The sequence below is a fragment of the Streptomyces sp. Go-475 genome (genome assembly GCF_003330845.1).
Taxonomy (GTDB): domain Bacteria; phylum Actinomycetota; class Actinomycetes; order Streptomycetales; family Streptomycetaceae; genus Streptomyces.
Genome location: NZ_CP026121.1, coordinates 5,319,300 through 5,337,822, shown reverse-complemented (window position 1 = coordinate 5,337,822; position 18,523 = coordinate 5,319,300). Strand labels below are relative to the sequence as shown.

The window sequence follows — 18,523 nt, the reverse complement described above, 5'->3', positions numbered from 1 at the left end:
CAGCGTTAAGGAGAGGTGGGGCATGGACACGGGCGTGCTGGTGGTGGGCGCGGGCCCGACCGGGCTGACGCTCGGCATCGACCTCGCGCGGCGGGGCGTGGCCGCGCTGGTCGCCGAGCGGGCGGAGACGCTGTTCCCGGGCTCGCGCGGCAAGGGGATCCAGCCGCGCACGATGGAGGTCTTCGACGATCTGGGCGTGCTCGGCGCGATCCGCGCGGCGGGCGGCCCCTACCCGGTGGGGATGGTCTGGCAGGACGGCAGGCGGGTGGGCGAGCACCGGATGTTCGACCCGGCCGAGCCGAGTGAGGACGCGCCGTACAACGAGCCGTTGATGGTGCCGCAGTGGCGCACACAGGAGATCCTGCGAGCCCGGCTGGAGGAGCTGGGAGGCTCGGTCGCCTTCGGCCGGGAGGTCGTCGGCCTGACGCAGGACGGGGGCGGGGTGCGCGCGGAGTTCGCCTCCGGGGAGGTCGTCACCGCCCGGTACGCCGTCGCGGCGGACGGCGGCCGCTCGACCGTACGCCGGCTGCTCGGCATCGGCATGACCGGCGAGACCGTCGACCCGAGCCCGGCGCTCGTCGCGGACGTCCGGATCAGCGGCCTGGACCGGGACAACTGGCACCTGTTCCCGCCGGGCGGGGACGGCGACGGCTACCTCGCGCTCTGCCCGCTGGCCGGCACCGAGGACTTCCAGCTGATGGCGGGGTTCCCCGACGGGACCGCCCCGGAGCTGTCGCTGGAGGGCGTACGGAAGGTCGTCGCCGCCCGCACCCACCTCGCGCCGGAGGCCGTGACGGAGCTGCGCTGGGCCTCCGACTTCCGCCCCCGGGCCGCCCTCGCGGACCGCTTCCGCTCCGGGCGGGTCTTCCTCGCGGGCGACGCGGCCCACGTGCACTCCCCGGCCGGCGGCCAGGGCCTCAACACCAGCGTCCAGGACGCCTACAACCTGGGCTGGAAGCTGGGCGCGGTGCTGCGCGACGGCGCGGATCCGGCCCTGCTCGACTCCTACGAGGAGGAGCGGCGGCCCGTCGCGGCGGACGTGCTGGGGCTGTCCACCCGCGTGCACCGCGGCGAGACCCGGCGCGGAGACGCGACCCGCCAACTCGGCCTCGGCTACCGGCACTCGCCCCTCACCCACGAGACCCGCCCCGAGCCCGGCCCACTCCGCGCCGGCGACCGCGCCCCCGACGGAACGGTGAACGGCATCCGCCTCTTCGACACGTTCCGCGGCCCGCACTGGACGCTACTGGCCCTGGAGGGGGCGCAGGCGCCGGCGGGTGCGGAGGCCGCGGGCGGGGCGCACGCCGCGGGCGAGGCGTCGGCTTCGGGGGTCCCGGTGGTGGTGCGTGTCGTGCGGGGGCCCGCGCCCCGGGTGTACGGGCCCGGGCTGTACCTCGTCCGTCCCGACGGCTATGTCGGCTGGGCGGGTGACTCGGCGGCCGGGCTGCCCGCGTACCTGGCCCGCTTCGGCCAGGGCGGGTGAGTACGCCTACGCGCTCGCCAGCGACAGCTTCACGGCGAAGCCCAGGAACAGCGCCCCGGCCGCCGAGGTCGCCCCGGCCGACAGGCGCCTGCGGCGGCGGAAGGCGGCGGCCAGCCTCGTGCCGCCGAATATCAGCGCGCTGAGGTACAGCACGCTGGCGATCTGGGCGAGGGCGCCGAGGACGACGAAGGACAGGGCCGGATACGCGTACCCGGGGTCCACGAACTGCACGAAGAAGGCGACGAAGAAGAGGATCGCCTTGGGGTTGAACAGGCTGACGACGAAGGCGCGCCGGAAGGGCCGCTCCCCGGCGGGCGCGGGAGCCTCACCGCCGGCGGGCCGCTCCCCGCGCGTCCGCCACATGCCCCACGCGGCCCGCAGCATGCCGAGGGCCAGCCACGCCAGATAGCCGGCCCCGGCGTACTTCACGATCCCGAACAGCACGGCGTTCGCCTGCAGCAGCGAGGCGACGCCGGCCGCGGACAGCGTCATCAGCACCGTGTCCCCGCACCAGACTCCGGCGGCGGCCGTGTACCCGGCCCGCACGCCCCGGCGGGCGGCCACGGACAGCACGTACAGCGAGTTGGGACCGGGCAGCAGGACGATCAGGACGAGGCCCGCCAGATAGGTGGGCAGATCGATGACACCGAACATGCGAAGGAGTGTCGCACGCGGGTCTGACACCCGGACAGCGCATTCCCCCCCCCCGGGACTCCAGGTCAGAAGGCGTCCGACGGCGCGTAGGCCCCCCACACCCCGCGCAGCGCGTTGCACACCTCGCCGACCGTCGCCCGGTTCCTCAGTGCCTCCCTCATCGGATACAGGACGTTGTCGTCGCCCTCGGCGGTCTTCTTCAGGGCCGCGAGGGCCGCGTCCACCGCCGGCCGGTCGCGCTCCGCGCGCAGCGCGGCCAGGCGTTCGGCCTGCCGGGCCTCGATGGCGGGGTCGACGCGCAGCGGCTCGTACGGCTCCTCCTCGTCGAGCTGGAAGCGGTTGAGGCCGACCACCACCCGTTCGCCGGAGTCGGTCTCCCGCGCGATGCGGTAGGCGTTGCGCTCGATCTCGTTCTTCTGGAAGCCCCGCTCGATGGCGCCGACCGCGCCGCCCAGCTCCTCGACCTTGGCCATCAGCTCGACGGCCGCGGCCTCCACGTCGTCCGTCATCCGCTCGACGGCGTAGGAGCCCGCGAAGGGGTCCACGGTGGCCGTCACGTCCGTCTCGTGCGCCAGGACCTGCTGGGTGCGCAGGGCCAGCCGGGCGCTCTTGTCGGTCGGCAGGGCGATGGCCTCGTCGAAGGAGTTGGTGTGCAGGGACTGGGTGCCGCCCAGGACCGCGGCGAGGCCCTGCACCGCCACGCGCACCAGGTTCACCTCCGGCTGCTGGGCCGTCAGCTGCACCCCGGCCGTCTGCGTGTGGAAGCGCAGCATCAGTGACTTGGGGTTCCGTGCGCCGAACTCCTCCCGCATCACCCGCGCCCAGATCCGGCGCGCCGCGCGGAACTTGGCGACCTCCTCCAGGATCGTCGTACGGGCCACGAAGAAGAAGGACAGGCGCGGGGCGAAGTCGTCCACGTCCATGCCGGCCGCGACCGCCGTACGGACGTACTCGATGCCGTCGGCGAGGGTGAACGCGATCTCCTGCGCGGGGGACGCGCCCGCCTCGGCCATGTGGTAGCCGGAGATCGAGATCGTGTTCCACCTCGGGATCTCGGCCCGGCAGTACTGGAAGATGTCGGCGGTCAGGCGCAGCGAGGGCTTCGGCGGGAAGATGTACGTGCCGCGGGCGATGTACTCCTTGAGCACGTCGTTCTGGATGGTGCCGGTGAGCTGGTCGGCCCGTACCCCCTGCTCCTCCGCCACCAGCTGGTACAGGAGCAGCAGCAGCGCCGCCGGGGCGTTGATCGTCATCGACGTGGAGACCTGGTCCAGCGGGATGCCGTCGAACAGCACCCGCATGTCGTCGATCGAGTCGACGGCGACGCCCACCTTGCCGACCTCGCCGTGCGCGAGCGGGGCGTCGGAGTCGTGGCCCATCTGGGTGGGCAGGTCGAAGGCGACCGACAGGCCCGTCGTGCCGTGGGCGATCAGCTGCCGGTAGCGGGCGTTGGACTCCGCCGCCGTGCCGAAGCCGGCGTACTGGCGCATCGTCCACGGACGGCCGGTGTACATCGTCGGGTACACCCCCCGCGTGTACGGGTACGCCCCCGGCTCCCCCAGCTTCTCCGCCGGATCCCAGCCCGCCAGGGCCTCCGGACCGTAGACCGGCTCGATGGGCAGTCCGGATTCCGACTCACGCGCCATGGTGGGTTGCCTCCCGCAGAGCAGTGACCTGGCTCACCACCATGCCCCCTGGTTCGCGGCGGGTCACGCCCGGGGAACATCTCAGGTGACATCCGGGCACGCCGGTGAGACGACGGGGGGTCGTGTGCGTACCAGGGGCATGGGGAGAGCGATCGCGGTGGCGGCCGCCGTACTGGCCGTGGTGACCGGCTGTACGGTGCAGCCGCAGGACGGCGAGGGCAAGCGCCGGCCGCCGGTGCACATCGAGCTCCCCAGCGGCACCCCGTCCCCGGCCCGCACGCCCGACGGTGGCGGACCGGCCGGCGGCGCGCCCGCCCCACCCGGTGACGACCGGCCCCGCGCCGCGCCCCGCGTGCTGTGGTCCCGCGGCGACACCGGCCGGGACGTCCGCGAACTCCAGGCCCGTTTGCGGCAGGTCGCCTGGCTCTTCGACGGGCCGACCGGGACGTACGACGAGCCGACGGAGAAGGCGGTCAGCGGCTTCCAGGGCAAGCGCGGGCTGCCGCGCACCGGGAAGACCGACACGGTCACGTGGCAGCGGCTGCTGGGCATGACGCGCGAGCCCGGCACGTGGGACCTGTACCTGATGGGCGGGCAGCCCGCGGACCCGCCGGACCCGCGCTGCGCGACCGGCCGGGTGCTGTGCGTCGACAAGACCAGCAGGACACTGCGCTGGATGATCGACGGCCGGACCCTGTCGACGATGGCGGTCCGCTTCGGCTCCGAGTACACGCCGACCCGCGAGGGCGTCTTCTCCGTCTACTGGAAGTCCCGCGACCACGTGTCGACGCTCTACGACTCCCCGATGCCCTACGCGATGTTCTTCAGCGGCGGCCAGGCCGTGCACTACTCGGCGGACTTCGCCGCCCGGGGCTACGCGGGCGCCTCGCACGGCTGCGTCAACGTACGGGACGAGGCGGCGATCGCCGGCCTGTACGCGCAGGTGCGCACTGGCGACAAGGTCGTCGTGTCCCGGTGAGGACACCGGTCCAGGAGAGGACGCCGATCGCGGCGAGGAACGGAGAGGAGGTGGGGCGCGGGCGGGACCGGGGGAACGTGTCCCGCCCGCGCTCAGGTGCACGAGCCGTAGGTACGGGGGGAACCCCGGCTCCGTGCGACGGCCGATGACCAGTCGGCTCACTCATTACTGCGCCGGGGCGGCCAAAAACGTCACACCCTCGGCCAGGAGATTTTCACGGAGGACGAAACCGCAGGTCGGAGGGGTCCGAGCGAGCGCGTGGCCCGGCCGCGGTTCCCCTCGTCGGCCCCGCCGTCCTTCTTCCCGGCCCTTTCGCCGGCCTTCCGCTCGGACCGCTCCTGCTTCCCGCTGCCCTTCTCGCCGCCCTGCTTCCCGCCCTCCCGGCGCTCCTCGCCCCGGCCGCCGTCCCGGAACCCGTGGCCGCCCTTGTCCGGACGCCCGCCGTTCCGCTCAGCCGCGCCGGGGTCGGCCTCGGACAGGACGCGCTCGCAGTACCGCCACACCCGGGTGTCGCCTGCCGCGTCCCGCAGCGCGCGCTTGCGGCCGGCGTCCAGCCGCTTGCCGTCGCGCAGGTCGCGGCAGGAGGCCGCGAGCTCCCGCCGGCTGCCGCCGGAGCCGCCTCCCCGGTGGCCGGGGTCGGACTTGGGGCCCGCGCCGTCGCGCGCCTCGCCCCGCCCGGAGCCGCCGGTGCCTCCGGTGCCGCCTGCGCCGCCGGTCGAGGTGCCGTCCCGGGTGTCGTCGTCGGGGGTGGACCCGCCCTGCGGTGCCTCGCTCGGCGAGGGGGACATCAGTGGGCGCTCGTCAGGAGTGGCCCCGGTCGAGACGGAGGCGCCCGGGCCGGGCTCCGCGCCGCCGAACGGTGCCCTCAGCACTCCGGTTCCGGCCGCGACGGCGACGCCGCCGACCATGCCGACGGCCAGCGCGGCGGCCAGTGCGAGGCGCGCGGGACGGGCCCGGCGGGGCCGCCGGACATCGCCGGAGCCACGGCGGCTGGGGGCGCCGATCCGGACCAGCCCGGTGTCGGCGGCCTCACCGGAGGCTCTTCCTCCGCCGGCCGTGGAGGCCGCACCGATGTCGGCGCGTTCCGCGCGCGCCTTGCGAAAGGCGGCCACCGCCGCGGCCTCGCCGGGGAGTTCCTCGCTGGTCAGCGGGGGTGAGGCGGACAGTGCGCCCAGCACCCTGGCGAGCCGTTCGGCCTCGCCGCGGGCGGCGCCGTCGACAGCTTCCGGTGGCTCTCCGCTCAGCAGACGTTCCGCCGTTTCGCGGTCCAGCCACCTGTACTGCTCGTCGGCCATCACACATCCTTCTGCGTCCGCGCAACGCTGTGCGTCACACCTGCGGACGTCACCGCACCGCCGCGCGGTTCTCTCTGGAGCGGCAGGGCGTCGAGCACCCCGGCCGATTCCGGATCGGCCTGTGGATTGTCGCCCAACAGCTCGGCGAGCCGCTTCAGGCCCCGGTGGGCCGCCGTGCGGACCGCGCCCGGGCGCTTGCCCAGCGTCTCGGCGGCCGTCTTGGCGTCGAGGCCCACGACCACGCGCAGCACGACCGCCTCGGCCTGGTCCTGCGGCAGCCGGGAGATCAGGGAGAAGGTGCCGTCGGTGGCGAGCGCCTCGATGGCCTCGCCGGCCGTGTCGGACTCGGCGGCCCGGCCGGTCAGTTCGGTCTCGTCACCACCGATCGCGGGCCGGCGTCCGCGCATGCGTATGTGGTCCAGCGCGCGGTTGCGGGCGATCCGGGCGGCCCAGCCGCGGAAGCGGTCCGCGTCGCCGGTGAACCGCTCCAGGTCACGGGCTATCTGCAGCCACGCCTCGGACGTCACGTCCTCGGCGTCGGGATCGCCGACCAGCGTCCGTACGTATCCGAGCAGCCGCGGGTGCACGGCGCGGTACACAGTCCGGAACGCGGTTTCATCTCCGTCCTGTGCCGCACGCACCGCGGCGGTCAGCTCCGCGTCGTCCCCCAGCACCGCGCGCCCTTCTGCGCCTAAGCCGGCGCCGCTCTCGCGGACCGGGTTCTCGCCGTTGTGGTTGCTCAATTGGTGGTTGCGGTTTTACAAGGCCGCAGGTGGTTGCGGTGGTCTTGCCGCCTCCGCTGTTGGCGCGAATGGCACGTTACGACCTGAAACCACTCCCCGTCCATGTCCGTCCGAGATGCAACTAAGCCGTGACACGGCCGGGTGTGACAGAAAACGCAACCGGAGCGCTGTAGGAAGTACGGGCCGCCGCGCGGCCCGTGCCGCGCGACGGCCGGGGCCTCTCCTGTGGGGGGTGGCGGCCCCGGCCGTTGCCATGGCGGGGCGTTCCAGGGCCCGCTGCCGGAGCCGATTACGGACGACGGCCGTTCGGCTGGGCGGGCTTGTCCTGACCCCCGGATGAACCGGACGAGCCAGACGAACCTGATGAACCGGTCGAACCGTTCGAACCGGTTGAACCTGATGACGCCCCGGACGTTGAGCCGCTGTCGGCAGCGCCGCCCCCGCTCCGGTCGGTGCCCGAGCCCGAGCCCGTGTCCGCGTTGCCGGAGCCGTTCTCCGCGTTGCCCGCGCCGGTGCCGCCGTTGCCGGAGCCGTTGCCCGCGCCGCCGGAGCCCGGGGCGTCCGCGCCCTTGTCGGGTCGGGCGGTGCCGCCGGGCTTCTCCTCGGAGCGGGCCAGCTGCTCGGCGCAGTACGCCGTGACGTTCCTCTCACCGCCCGCGGCCTCGACGAGGCGCTTCCAGGCGGTCGCGTCCATGGCCTTGCCCCGGCCGTCGGCCTCCTCGTAGGCGCGGCAGTGGGCCTCGGTGTCCTGGGCGGGCGCGGGGCGGTCCGGGTGCGCGGAGGCGGTGCCGGACGGGGTGTCGCCGGGCTCGCCCGCCGAGGCGCCGGGGGCGCGGGTGGAGGCGGGCGGACGACCGCGGTCGTCGGCACCGTCCGTGGAGCCCACCGAGCCGATCGCCGCGACGGCGACACCGCCCAGCGCGAGGCTGGCGAGCAGCACGGAGAGCGTGGCCTTCAGCGAACGTCCCGGATGCCGCCGCTCGCGAGGCCGCCAGTCGTCCCGGCGGCGGGTGCGGGACCGGTGCGGGCCGGCGTCCCGGGCGGCCCGGAACGCGGCCACGGCCCGCTGCTCGGCCTCGGTGTCGATCCCGTCACGGATGAGGGCGGCGGCGAGCAGCAGCTCCAGCCCGGCGTCGTCCAGGACGGGCCGGGAGCCGACGGGGCTGCCCCGGCCGACGGGGCCCCGGCCGTCGGAGCCCCGGCCGTCGGAGCCCCGGCCGTCGGGACCGTACGCACCGAGGCGGCCGGACGGCCGGTCGCCGGCGTCGTGCGCGGCCCGGCCCCCGGCCTCATGTGCGGCCCGGCCCCCGGCCTCATGCGCGGCCGGACCGCCGGTCTCGCGCGCCGCCCGGTCGCCGTACGCGGACCCGCCGGGGTGCACACGCCGGCGGCCGGGCAGCCCGGCGTCGCTCTGATGTTCACCCATGTCCGGTTCCGTCCCTGCTCGATCCACGCGTTCCGGTCGGCCCGCCGTGTTCCCACGACCGGGCCGGTCGGCCCGGCCTTCCGGGGCCGATCCATACGTTCCGCTCGCCCGCCCCGTTCAGGGCACCGGCCCGGGCGGGTCCGCCCGGCCCGCCGTCGTCGTTCATTTCGACTCCCCCAGCGTCCGTGGGGCCTCATCCGTCACACCTTCGGCGCCCAATTGGGCGGCGAGGCGCTTCAGTCCCCGGTACGCGGCCGTCCGCACGGCTCCCGGCCGCTTGCCGAGCACGCGCGCGGCGGCGGGTCCGTCGAGCCCCACCACGACCCGGAGCAGCACGGCCTCGGCCTGGTCCTGCGGCAGGCCGCCGACCAGCCGGAGGGCGTGCTCGGTGGAGATGGCCTCCAGGGCCTGGTCGTGGGTGCTGTGCGGCCCGGGCAGGTCGAGGACGTCCTGCTCCAGCGCGGCGGGCCTCGGCCGTACCCGCTGGCGGCGCAGGTGGTCCAGGGCCCGGTGCCGGGCGATGGTCGCCGTCCAGCCGCGGAACCCGGCGCCGTCGCCCTTGAACCGCCCCAGGTCGCGGGCGATCTCCAGCCAGGCGTCGGAGGCCACGTCCTCCGCGTCCTCGCCGACCAGTCCGCGCAGGTAGCCCAGCAGCCCGGGTTGCACGATCCGGTAGGCGACCGCGAAGGCCGCCTCGTCACCGTCCTGGGCCCGCGCGACGGCCGTGCCCAGTTCCCCGTCGTGCGCCTGCACGCGCCGGGGTGCGCCTCCCTGGCCCAAGAACCGTCCTAGTCCGTACCGAGTGCGCGGCGGACCGCCCGGCCGGAACATCCCGGATGCCCGCAATGCCCTGCCCGGTGCGCCCGCACCGCGGGGGACGCGCCCGTGTCACGTCCTCCATGGTCATCAGCGCCGGACTCCGGAGAAGTGTCACAGCGGCCGGGAGGCCCCGCCGGAGACCGCCCATCCGGCCATACCTGTGCGCGGACGCCGGTGCCGTGACACGTCGTCATCCCGGTTGAGGACAGGGGCTCTTTCAGCGGCGGGGCCGTCCTCCGTTCGCCGGATTTCTCCGGGCGGGCGAGCGGACGGCCCGGGGGGCGGGAAGGACGATCACGACATCACGCCGCCCCGCAAGAGGACCGGAAACGAGCACCGAATGACACGCCTTCTGCTGCGCACCGCCGTCGCCACGGCCCTGGCCCTCGGCGCCCTGGTCCCGGCCGGACCGGCCCTGGCCTCCTCCTCGGACGGGGTGCACACCGTCCGGGTGCCGGGCGGCGATCCGCACGAGCGGTCCCTCGCGCCGCGCACCACCGAGCCGTTCAGCATGGTCGGCATCACCTGGGACGACCCGGACGCGGCCCTCGACGGCACCGCGCAGGTGCGCACCCGCTCCCGCGAGAGCGGCGAGTGGAGCCCGTGGCACGCCCTGGACACCGACGTGCGGACGCCCGAGACGGGACCCGACCGCGACGGCGCCTCGGTGCGCGGCGGCACCCAGCCGCTGTGGGCCGGGCCCTCGGACGGCGTCCAGGTACGCGTCTCGGGCTCACGGCTGCCCGCCGGGCTGCGCGTCGAATTGGTCGACCCCGAGGGCGGGGCGAACGCCGTGCACACCGCGGTCGTCGAACCGGAACCGGACATCGTGGAACCGGACATCGTGGAGCCGGACATCGTGGAGCCGGACGTCGCGGAGCCGGACAGGCCGGACGTCGTCGGCCCGGCCGCCGGAGCGCCCTCGGCCGAACGCCCGACCGTGACGCCCCGCTCCGCCTGGGGCGCCGACGAGTCCCTGGTGAAGGACCCGCCCTCCTACACCTCCGACACCCAGGCGGTGTTCGTCCACCACACGGCGGGCACCAACGACTACACCTGCGAGGAGTCCGCGTCGATCGTGCGCGGCGTGTTCCTCTACCACGTGCGGAGCAACGGCTGGAACGACATCGGCTACCACTTCCTCGTCGACAAGTGCGGCACCGTCTTCGAGGGCCGCGCGGGCGGCATCGACAAGCCCGTCCTCGGCGCGCACACCTACGGCTTCAACGCCGCCACGAGCAGCGTCTCGGTGCTCGGTGACTACACCACGGCGACCACGAACACCGCGGTCCGCGAGTCGGTCGCCAAGGTCGCCGCCTGGAAGCTCGGCCTGTACGGCCTCGACCCGACGGGGACGACGGTGCTGACCGCCGGTGCCGACAACGGCAAGTACAAGCTGGGCCAGAAGGTCACGCTGCACCGCGTCTCCGGGCACCGCGACGGCTACCCGACCGCCTGCCCCGGCCAGCACCTCTACGACGACCTGCCCGAGATCCGCGCCCTCGCCGGGAACGCGGGCAAGCCCACCGAGCCCGCCCCCGAGACGGCCCCGGAGCCGGCCGGGCCCGGGACGGAGGGCGTGCTCGGGCGCTGAACTACCGCCGGGGCGCGGAGTTCGCCGCGTCCCGGCACAGCAGCCGCAGCGATCCGTGCCCCGCGTAAGCGCGGCGGGCCTCGTCGATCGGGTCCCACAGGCGCCCGTCGGGGGTGCGGATCCAGTGGTCGCCGCCGCTCGCCCACCACTCGGCGCCGGTCTGACGCGCCATCACCTCACCGGCGTAGGCGCCGAACCCGCGCAGCACCTCCCGCACGGCCGCGTAGGGCGCTCCTTCGCGCCGTATCCCCTCGATCATCCGGTCGATGCTCCACAGACTCTGCGCCGAGTAGTCGAGGCGCAGCCGTGCCCCCTCGCGCATCGTCGCCACCGTGTCCGCCGCCCATCGCAGCGGCTTCGCCGCAGCCGACGGCCTGGTCTCCGCTTGAGTCGTCACATCCCGAAGAGCGCCGTGTCGCGGGCTTTCGTCACGCGGAATCGGGGGCTTCCCGCAACCGGCGCAGGACCGCCCCACCTCGCTCAAGGGACGGTCACAGGACTCTTCCAGAAACAGGGGTTTGGGCCGGTCAGAGGTGTCGGTGGCCCCGGTTTCAGCCCTGTTGCCGGGTTCGTCGCGACACCACCGCGCTCAGCACCCGCCGCCCCTCCGTCGACACCTCCAGCGCCCGGCGCAGCCCGGCCTGGCCGTGCCCGGCCAGGACCTCCAGCACGACGATCTGGCGGCGCAGTTCCGCGGCGACGAGCGGCGACATGCCCTCCGTACGGCCCTCGCGGCGCGCGGCGACGGAGGAGGCCTCGTCCTCGGCGGTGTCGAGGAGGCGGTGGATCTGGAGGGAGGCGACGGAGCAGGCGTCGGCCCACACCCGCACCTCGGCGGCGGCCCGCCCGGCGGGGGCGGCCTCCAGCATCCGGTGGGCGAGCAGGACCGCCTCGTCCTCGGCGCCCGGGACGTCCAGCTTCCCGCGCGCCTGCTCCAGGCGCTCGCCCCACTCCTCGGCGCCGACGCCGTCGGTGAGGCTCGCCCACAGCGGGCGCAGGATCTCGTCGTCACCGCCCAGCAGGGGCACACACCGATCCAAACAAGCCAGCCCGCTCGCGGCCAGCCCGCGTTCATCGGCCTGTGCGATCAACTCCACCAGGCTCATCCACGCCTCCCTCTGCGGGCCTTCTCCGGGGCCCTGCCAGGCCGCCTCCGCCCTCGCCCCTCACGGAACCCGCACTTCCCCTTACTGCGTGCGACGGCCCCGGAGTGTCACAGGGGCACCACGCCCAGCCTGTCGAGGAAGCGGAACAACAGGTTTTCGGCCAGGGGATCGGGGTCTGACGTCAGTACGTCCAGGAGCGCGTCGGCGTTCACCTCGTGTCCGGCCTCGGCGGCCCAGCGGACGGCGCGCTCGGCGGCGTCGCCGGGTTCCAGGAAGTAGTCCTCCAGCGTGAGGCCCTCCCGGTCGGCCCCGAGGTACCCGGCCATGGCGGCCCGTCCGAGGCAGGTCGTCCAGGCCCCGCTCTCCGGCCCGGCGGCCTCCAGCACCACGCACGCGCTGTTCATGACGTACCCGAAGAGCGCGGGCGCCCCGGTCTCCCGGGCGAGGACGTTCATGTTCCCGACGTCGCCGTCACCGCTCGGGTACTCCCACAGTTGCCACCCGCCCGGCGCCGAGCCGCGCCGCGTCAGACCGTCACCGGCCTCCGCCAGCGCGTCCAGCTCGGCGAGCGGCCGTTCCCCCCGGCCCACGACGAAGTAACCCCAGTAGCCCATGTCCCGGTTCCCCCCCGGCATATTCGATTCGGCTCCCGTCAGAAGACCACCACAGCCGTACGGGAGTCCGCAGGCGTATGGGCCAATGCGCGCCGGGTCAGCCGAGCCTGTCCGCCAGTGCCCGGAACTCCGCCCAGGACAGCTCGGGCCGGCCGGGGTCCCACAGCTTCTGCGCGGTCGCCCGCAGCGGCATCCGGATCCCGGCCGCCACCTGGTCCTGCGTCTGGGCGTTCGGGCGGTCGCCCCAGACGGCGAAGGAGCCGCCGAGGATCTGCCCGTCGTAGCGCTCCGGCACGGCCTCGGTGCCGCGCAGCACCCGCGGCGTCCACTGCTCGTAGATCCGCTGCCCCGTCGGGTAGACGAAGGTCTGCGGCTCGCCGAGCACGTAGTACAGGAACTCGTCGTTGTAGTTGATCACCTTGCGGCCGGCGCTCAGGTACTCGGCGGGCTGCCGGGCGCCGATCTCCTTGCCCGTCCAGTAGGCCACCTGGATGTCCTCGGCGGCCTTGACGGACGTGCCGCGGAAGAAGCCGTCGTTCCACGCGCGCGGGGTGCGCTGGTGCTTGCGGACGGTGGCGGCCCGGTCGTTGAGCCAGCCGGTGGTGAGGTCGGCGACCGTCGCGCCGGAGCCGTACTGCTCCCGGGCGGCCGCGGCCAGCTGCGGGAACGACGCCTCGGGGTTCGAGCGGGTCAGCGCCTGGTACTCGTCGCCGCCGAGGTGCCAGGGCCCGCCGGGGAAGAGCTCCGCGTACTCGTTCAGCAGGTCGTCGACGATGCCGGCGCTCTCGCTCTTGGAGATGTCGATGGCGCCCTGCACCGGCGACCCCTGCGCGCTGCGCAGCTGGAGGTCGGGGTGGGCGTCGAGGACCGCGCCGAGGTGCCCGGGCGAGTCGATCTCGGGCACGACGGTGATGTGCCGGCTCCTGGCGAGGTCGACGATCCTGCGCACCTGCGCCTTGGTCAGGTGCTGCTCGGACACCACCTCCGGATGCGAGGACGACTCGATCCGGAACCCCTGGTCGTCGGAGAAGTGCAGCCCCAGCTGGTTGAACTTCAGATCGCCCAGCTCCCGGATCCGGTCCTCGATCCAGCCGGCCGTGAAGGGCTTGCGCGCGATGTCCAGCATGAACCCGCGCTGCGCCTTGGCCGGCTCGTCCCGCACCACGCCCTCGGGCGCCGTCCCGCCGTCGTGGGCCTCCTGCTTGAGCGTGCGGGTGCCGTAGAAGACCCCGGCCTCGGCGGGCCCGCTGATCTCCACCCGCCCGTCGCGCACGGTCATCACGTACGACTCGGGGTTCGCGCCCTCGTCGTCGTTCAGGCTGAGCCGCAGGTCCCCGGCCCGCTTGTCGCTCTTCTCGCCCTGGTACGTCAGCCCCAGCTCACCGGCGATCAGCCGTCCCTCGTCGGCCAGCGCCGGGTCGTCCACGACCACGCGGTGGCCCTTCTCGGGGCGCCAGCCCGGGCCGCGCGCCGGGGTGTGGTCGCGCACGGCGGGGATGGTGCGGGGCGCCTCGGACAGGGGGTACGAGCGGGTCGGACTGGGCTCGGGGCTCGGCCCGCCGGTGGTGGGCGCGGCCGCGGCCCCGCCCCGGGAGGCTCTGGCCTCCGGCCCGGTGGCACCGCCCTCACCGCCCGAGGCCGCCCAGAGCCCGAGACTCACCCCGGCCGCGACCACGACCAGGGCTACCGCCATGGCCACGACCAGCACCTGCCGCTGCTTTCCCTGCTTCGCCGGAACCCGGCGCCTGTGCTGACTCACCTCGCCAACCTAAAACCCGACGCGCCTCGGCGCGCGTCCACCACGCGTGCCGAAACTCTCTCTCCCGGGTGAAATTCGGGCATCCGTCGGACACGTCACGGTCGAACTCGATAGCGTGAGGTCACATCTCTCACAACTTGCCCTGCCGACACACGTGACGCCCACGAGGACCCACGCTGCCTGCGCACCGTCTCCCAGATCTCCCCGGCCGACTCGCCATACCGGTGGAGCACTTCAACGCAGCCTCCGCCGAGGATCTGGAGCAGACCCTCCTCACCTGCCTCCGCAGCCCGCGCTGGGCCGGGCGTGTCGCGGAGCACCGCCCCTACCCGGACCTCGACTCCCTGCTCGCCGCCGCCGACGAGGCGGCCTACGACCTGACCTGGGCCGATCTGACCGAGGCCCTGGCCGCCGAGCCCCTCCCCACGCTCCCGCCGGGCACCTACTCCGCGGCCCACACGGCCCTCAGCGCGGCCCACGCCGCCTACGAGGCCCGCTTCGGACACGTGTTCGTCATCTGCCTGGACGGCGTGGCCCCGGACGAGACCCTCGACCGCGTCCTGGAAGCCATCCGGTCACGATTGACCAACGATCCGGAGGAGGAGCGGGCCGTGACGGCGGACGAACTCCGGCGCCTCGCCAGGGGGCGGCTGCTGACTGCCCTCAGGGGCGCGGGGAACTGCGCGATCAACCGCTGACGGCCCGCACCCGGCACTTCCGGAGCCCCCGCACCCCGTGGCCGCGCTCACCCACCTGTACCTCTTTGCATGCCAGTTTGATCACACCCTGGGACCCCGGCTCAGCCCGGCGGCAGCGCCTCGCTACGATGCTGGGGGCCGGTGGACCGTACCCGGCCGGGCCCGACCGACACACCAAGCCGGCGCGGCCCCAATCCCCGCTCCCGGAGGAAACTTCCGTGCCGGCTGGAACGCTGTACCGCGGCCGGGAAGGAATGTGGTCCTGGGTGGCTCACCGAGTCACCGGCGTCCTCATTTTCTTCTTCCTGTTCGTTCACGTGCTGGACACCGCCCTCGTGCGGGTGTCCCCTGAGGCCTACGACAACGTCGTGGCCACGTACAAGACGCCGATCGTCGCGCTGCTGGAGTACGGCCTCGTCGCCGCTGTCCTCTTCCACGCGCTCAACGGTCTGCGCGTCATCGCCGTCGACTTCTGGATCAAGGGCGCCCGCTACCAGAAGCAGATGCTCTGGACGGTCGTCGCCCTGTGGGTCGTGCTGATGCTCGGGGCGATCTACCCCGTCCTCGGCCACGCCGCTCGTGAACTCTTCGGGAGCTGACGCCAATGTCCACGACTGAGAAGTCCGCCGCCGGCGTCGGCCCCGTCGAGGGCGGCGCCGTCTACACCGTCGACAACCCGGCCCCCTTCATCGAGGCCCCGCGCAAGCGCACCAAGAAGACCCCGAAGACCACCCGGGGCAACTTCGAGCTGGCCGCCTGGCTCTTCATGCGCCTGTCCGGCGTCGTGCTGGTCGTGCTGGTCATCGGCCACCTGCTGATCCAGCTCGTGCTGGACGGCGGCGTCTCCAAGGTCGGCTTCGCCTTCGTGGCGGGCCGCTGGGCGAGCCCCTTCTGGCAGGTCTGGGACCTCCTCATGCTCTGGCTCGCGATGCTGCACGGCGCCAACGGCCTGCGCACGGTCATCAACGACTACGCGGAGCGCGCGAACACCCGGCTGTGGCTCAAGGGCCTGCTCTACACGGCCACGGTGTTCACCATCCTGCTGGGCACGCTGGTGATCTTCACCTTCGACCCGAACATCCGCTAGGCACGGGGCTGCGAGAATCATGAAGATCCACAAGTACGACACCGTCATCGTCGGCGCCGGTGGCGCGGGCATGCGCGCGGCCATCGAGTCCACCAAGCGCAGCCGCACGGCCGTCCTGACCAAGCTCTACCCCACCCGCTCCCACACGGGTGCCGCGCAGGGCGGCATGGCCGCCGCGCTGGCCAACGTGGAGGAGGACAACTGGGAGTGGCACACCTTCGACACGGTCAAGGGCGGTGACTACCTGGTCGACCAGGACGCCGCCGAGATCCTGGCGAAGGAGGCCATCGACTCCGTCCTCGACCTGGAGAAGATGGGCCTGCCGTTCAACCGCACCCCGAACGGCACCATCGACCAGCGCCGCTTCGGCGGTCACAGCCGCAACCACGGCGAGGCCCCGGTCCGCCGCTCCTGCTACGCGGCCGACCGCACCGGCCACATGATCCTCCAGACGCTGTACCAGAACTGCGTCAAGGAGGGCGTGGAGTTCTACAACGAGTTCTACGTCCTGGACCAGCTGATCACCGAGGTCGACGGCGTCAAGAAGTCGGCCGGTGTGGTGGCGTACGAGCTGGCCACCGGCGAGATCCACGTCTTCCACGCGAAGTCCGTGATCTACGCCTCCGGCGGCTGCGGCAAGTTCTTCAAGGTGACGTCCAACGCGCACACGCTGACCGGTGACGGCCAGGCGGCCGTGTACCGGCGGGGCATCCCGCTGGAGGACATGGAGTTCTTCCAGTTCCACCCGACCGGCATCTGGCGCATGGGCATCCTGCTGACGGAGGGCGCCCGCGGTGAGGGCGGCATCCTCCGCAACAAGGACGGCGAGCGCTTCATGGAGAAGTACGCGCCGGTCATGAAGGACCTCGCGTCCCGTGACGTCGTGTCCCGCTCCATCTACACGGAGATCCGGGAAGGCCGCGGCTGCGGCCCCGAGGGCGACCACGTCTACCTCGACCTCACGCACCTCCCGCCGGAGCAGCTGGACGCGAAGCTCCCGGACATCACCGAGTTCGCGCGTACGTACCTCGGTATCGAGCCCTACACGGACCCGATCCCGATCCAGCCCACCGCGCACTACGCCATGGGCGGCATCCCGACCAACGTCGAGGGTGAGGTCCTGGCGGACAACACCACGGTCGTCCCGGGCCTGTACGCGGCCGGCGAGGTCGCCTGCGTGTCGGTGCACGGCGCCAACCGTCTGGGCACCAACTCGCTGCTGGACATCAACGTCTTCGGCAAGCGGGCCGGTATCGCGGCGGCGGAGTACGCGCAGAAGGCGGACTTCGTCGAGCTGCCCGAGAACCCGGCGGAGCTCGTGCTGGAGCAGGTGGAGCGGCTGCGCAACTCCACCGGTTCCGAGCGGGTGTCGGTCCTGCGCCGCGAGCTGCAGGAGACCATGGACGCCAACGTCATGGTGTTCCGCACCGAGCAGACCATCAAGACGGCGGTCGAGAAGATCGCGGAGCTGCGCGAGCGCTACAAGAACGTGGCGATCCAGGACAAGGGCAAGCGGTTCAACACGGACCTGCTGGAGGCCATCGAGCTGGGCAACCTGCTCGACCTCGCCGAGGTCATGGCCGTCTCCGCGCTGGCCCGCAAGGAGTCCCGCGGCGGTCACTACCGCGAGGACTACCCGAACCGCGACGACGTCAACTTCATGCGGCACACCATGGCGTACCGCGAGGTCGGCGCCGACGGCTCCGAAACCGTCCGTCTCGACTACAAGCCGGTCGTCCAGACCCGCTACCAGCCGATGGAGCGTAAGTACTGATGGCTACCCCTGTTCTGGACAAGGAAGACGCGGCCGGCAAGCCCGAGCCCGGTTTCGCCGACTCCCCCTACATCACGGTCACCTTCCGGGTCCGCCGTTTCAACCCGGAGGTCGCGGCGGAGGCCACCTGGGAGGACTTCCAGGTGGAGATCGACCCGAAGGAGCGCGTCCTCGACGCCCTCCACAAGATCAAGTGGGAGCTGGACGGCACGCTGACGTTCCGCCGCTCCTGCGCGCACGGCATCTGCGGCTCGGACGCCATGCGGATCAACGGCAAGAACCGCCTGGCCTGCAAGACGCTGATCAAGGACATCAGCCCCGAGAAGCCGATCACGGTCGAGCCCATCAAGGGCCTCACGGTCCTGAAGGACCTCGTGGTCGACATGGAGCCGTTCTTCCAGGCGTACCGGGACGTCATGCCCTTCCTCATCACGAAGGACACGAACGAGCCCACGCGTGAGCGGCTGCAGTCCGCCGAGGACCGCGAGCGCTTCGACGACACCACGAAGTGCATCCTCTGCGCGGCCTGCACCACGTCGTGCCCGGTCTTCTGGAACGACGGCCAGTACTTCGGCCCGGCCGCCATCGTCAACGCGCACCGCTTCATCTTCGACTCGCGTGACGAGGCGGGCGAGCAGCGCCTGGAGATCCTCAACGACCGCGACGGCGTGTGGCGCTGCCGCACGACGTTCAACTGCACGGACGCGTGCCCGCGCGGCATCGAGGTCACGAAGGCGATCGCCGAGGTGAAGAGGGCGCTGATCACGCGCCGCTACTGAGCCGGACGCTTGCTCACGAGGGCCCTGTTTCCGCTGGAGACGGGGCCCTCTGGCATATGCCACACCA

At 73.0% G+C, this 18,523-nt stretch carries 18 protein-coding genes; 8 read left to right on the top strand and 10 right to left on the bottom strand.

The window, feature by feature from the left end:
• Positions 1–22 precede the first annotated feature (22 nt).
• The gene (locus tag C1703_RS24720; protein ID WP_114254912.1) at positions 23–1,483 is read left to right on the top strand and encodes an FAD-dependent oxidoreductase; all 1,461 of its coding nucleotides are present in this window, start codon (positions 23–25) and stop codon (positions 1,481–1,483) included.
• Positions 1,484–1,489: 6 nt separating this feature from the next.
• Here the strand turns inward: C1703_RS24720 and leuE are convergent, their stop codons facing one another.
• The gene (leuE, locus tag C1703_RS24715) at positions 1,490–2,137 is read right to left on the bottom strand and encodes a leucine efflux protein LeuE (RefSeq protein ID WP_114254911.1); all 648 of its coding nucleotides are present in this window, start codon (positions 2,135–2,137) and stop codon (positions 1,490–1,492) included.
• A 65-nt stretch (positions 2,138–2,202) separates the two neighbouring features.
• A complete protein-coding gene (locus C1703_RS24710) occupies positions 2,203–3,783 on the bottom strand; it encodes a methylmalonyl-CoA mutase family protein (RefSeq protein WP_114254910.1) in 1,581 nt (526 codons plus the stop codon).
• A 139-nt stretch (positions 3,784–3,922) separates the two neighbouring features.
• Between C1703_RS24710 and C1703_RS24705 the strand changes: the two genes are divergently transcribed.
• On the top strand, positions 3,923–4,762 hold the full coding sequence (locus C1703_RS24705; protein WP_114254909.1) for a L,D-transpeptidase family protein: 840 nt from the start codon (positions 3,923–3,925) through the stop codon (positions 4,760–4,762).
• 191 nt (positions 4,763–4,953) lie between these two features.
• Here the strand turns inward: C1703_RS24705 and C1703_RS24700 are convergent, their stop codons facing one another.
• The 4 genes from C1703_RS24700 to C1703_RS24680 all read right to left on the bottom strand — a co-directional run bounded on the left by C1703_RS24700 (position 4,954) and on the right by C1703_RS24680 (position 9,006).
• Positions 4,954–6,057 carry an extensin gene (locus C1703_RS24700; RefSeq protein ID WP_157993160.1) on the bottom strand — a complete coding sequence of 368 codons (1,104 nt, stop codon included), beginning with the start codon at positions 6,055–6,057 and terminating at the stop codon, positions 4,954–4,956.
• Positions 6,057–6,731: an RNA polymerase sigma factor gene (locus C1703_RS24690; RefSeq protein WP_114254907.1), complete on the bottom strand. Its 675-nt coding sequence runs from the start codon at positions 6,729–6,731 to the stop codon at positions 6,057–6,059. Before C1703_RS24690 ends, C1703_RS24700 begins: the two co-directional genes overlap by 1 nt.
• Positions 6,732–7,089: 358 nt before the next feature.
• Entirely contained in the window at positions 7,090–8,226 is a 1,137-nt protein-coding gene (locus C1703_RS24685; RefSeq protein WP_114254906.1) for a hypothetical protein, read from the bottom strand.
• A gap of 162 nt (positions 8,227–8,388) precedes the next feature.
• Entirely contained in the window at positions 8,389–9,006 is a 618-nt protein-coding gene (locus tag C1703_RS24680) for an RNA polymerase sigma factor (RefSeq protein ID WP_198678264.1), read from the bottom strand.
• A gap of 379 nt (positions 9,007–9,385) precedes the next feature.
• Here C1703_RS24680 and C1703_RS24675 point away from each other — a divergent pair, with 379 nt between their 5' ends.
• Positions 9,386–10,639, top strand: a complete 1,254-nt coding sequence (locus C1703_RS24675) for an N-acetylmuramoyl-L-alanine amidase (RefSeq protein WP_114254904.1) — start codon at positions 9,386–9,388, stop codon at positions 10,637–10,639.
• A 1-nt stretch (position 10,640) separates the two neighbouring features.
• On the opposite strand, the gene C1703_RS24670 is transcribed toward C1703_RS24675, so the two are convergent.
• The 4 genes from C1703_RS24670 to C1703_RS24655 all read right to left on the bottom strand — a co-directional run bounded on the left by C1703_RS24670 (position 10,641) and on the right by C1703_RS24655 (position 14,052).
• On the bottom strand, positions 10,641–11,036 hold the full coding sequence (locus C1703_RS24670) for a hypothetical protein (protein WP_114254903.1): 396 nt from the start codon (positions 11,034–11,036) through the stop codon (positions 10,641–10,643).
• Between the two features lie 154 nt (positions 11,037–11,190).
• Entirely contained in the window at positions 11,191–11,745 is a 555-nt protein-coding gene (locus C1703_RS24665) for a hypothetical protein (protein ID WP_114254902.1), read from the bottom strand.
• Positions 11,746–11,852: 107 nt separating this feature from the next.
• Entirely contained in the window at positions 11,853–12,359 is a 507-nt protein-coding gene (locus tag C1703_RS24660) for a hypothetical protein (protein ID WP_114254901.1), read from the bottom strand.
• A gap of 97 nt (positions 12,360–12,456) precedes the next feature.
• Entirely contained in the window at positions 12,457–14,052 is a 1,596-nt protein-coding gene (locus C1703_RS24655; RefSeq protein WP_114257568.1) for a glycoside hydrolase family 20 protein, read from the bottom strand.
• Between the two features lie 290 nt (positions 14,053–14,342).
• On the opposite strand from C1703_RS24655, the gene C1703_RS24650 reads away from it, so the two are divergent.
• The 5 genes from C1703_RS24650 (at position 14,343) to C1703_RS24630 (ending at position 18,456) form a co-directional block, all read left to right on the top strand.
• A complete protein-coding gene (locus C1703_RS24650; RefSeq protein ID WP_232840578.1) occupies positions 14,343–14,816 on the top strand; it encodes a 2-oxo-4-hydroxy-4-carboxy-5-ureidoimidazoline decarboxylase in 474 nt (157 codons plus the stop codon).
• Positions 14,817–15,034: 218 nt separating this feature from the next.
• On the top strand, positions 15,035–15,415 hold the full coding sequence (gene sdhC / locus C1703_RS24645; RefSeq protein WP_114254899.1) for a succinate dehydrogenase, cytochrome b556 subunit: 381 nt from the start codon (positions 15,035–15,037) through the stop codon (positions 15,413–15,415).
• 5 nt (positions 15,416–15,420) lie between these two features.
• Entirely contained in the window at positions 15,421–15,903 is a 483-nt protein-coding gene (locus C1703_RS24640) for a succinate dehydrogenase hydrophobic membrane anchor subunit (RefSeq protein WP_114254898.1), read from the top strand.
• 19 nt (positions 15,904–15,922) lie between these two features.
• Positions 15,923–17,677, top strand: coding sequence for a succinate dehydrogenase flavoprotein subunit (sdhA, locus tag C1703_RS24635; RefSeq protein ID WP_114254897.1), 1,755 nt, complete (start codon positions 15,923–15,925; stop codon positions 17,675–17,677).
• Positions 17,677–18,456: a succinate dehydrogenase iron-sulfur subunit gene (locus C1703_RS24630; protein ID WP_114254896.1), complete on the top strand. Its 780-nt coding sequence runs from the start codon at positions 17,677–17,679 to the stop codon at positions 18,454–18,456. Before sdhA ends, C1703_RS24630 begins: the two co-directional genes overlap by 1 nt.
• Positions 18,457–18,523 lie beyond the last annotated feature (67 nt).

Bases quoted from the DNA above. Each gene is read 5' to 3' on its own strand.
- leuE (WP_114254911.1), bottom strand. From the start codon at position 2,137: ATGTTCGGTGTCATCGATCTGCCCACCTATCTGGCGGGCCTCGTCCTG.
- C1703_RS24675 (WP_114254904.1), top strand. From the start codon at position 9,386: ATGACACGCCTTCTGCTGCGCACCGCCGTCGCCACGGCCCTGGCCCTC.
- sdhA (WP_114254897.1), top strand. From the start codon at position 15,923: ATGAAGATCCACAAGTACGACACCGTCATCGTCGGCGCCGGTGGCGCG.
- C1703_RS24630 (WP_114254896.1), top strand. From the start codon at position 17,677: ATGGCTACCCCTGTTCTGGACAAGGAAGACGCGGCCGGCAAGCCCGAG.
- C1703_RS24700 (WP_157993160.1), bottom strand. From the start codon at position 6,057: ATGGCCGACGAGCAGTACAGGTGGCTGGACCGCGAAACGGCGGAACGT.
- C1703_RS24660 (WP_114254901.1), bottom strand. From the start codon at position 12,359: ATGGGCTACTGGGGTTACTTCGTCGTGGGCCGGGGGGAACGGCCGCTC.
- C1703_RS24710 (WP_114254910.1), bottom strand. From the start codon at position 3,783: ATGGCGCGTGAGTCGGAATCCGGACTGCCCATCGAGCCGGTCTACGGT.
- C1703_RS24655 (WP_114257568.1), bottom strand. From the start codon at position 14,052: ATGGCGGTAGCCCTGGTCGTGGTCGCGGCCGGGGTGAGTCTCGGGCTC.
- C1703_RS24705 (WP_114254909.1), top strand. From the start codon at position 3,923: ATGGGGAGAGCGATCGCGGTGGCGGCCGCCGTACTGGCCGTGGTGACC.
- C1703_RS24685 (WP_114254906.1), bottom strand. From the start codon at position 8,226: ATGGGTGAACATCAGAGCGACGCCGGGCTGCCCGGCCGCCGGCGTGTG.
- C1703_RS24640 (WP_114254898.1), top strand. From the start codon at position 15,421: ATGTCCACGACTGAGAAGTCCGCCGCCGGCGTCGGCCCCGTCGAGGGC.
- C1703_RS24720 (WP_114254912.1), top strand. From the start codon at position 23: ATGGACACGGGCGTGCTGGTGGTGGGCGCGGGCCCGACCGGGCTGACG.
- C1703_RS24665 (WP_114254902.1), bottom strand. From the start codon at position 11,745: ATGAGCCTGGTGGAGTTGATCGCACAGGCCGATGAACGCGGGCTGGCC.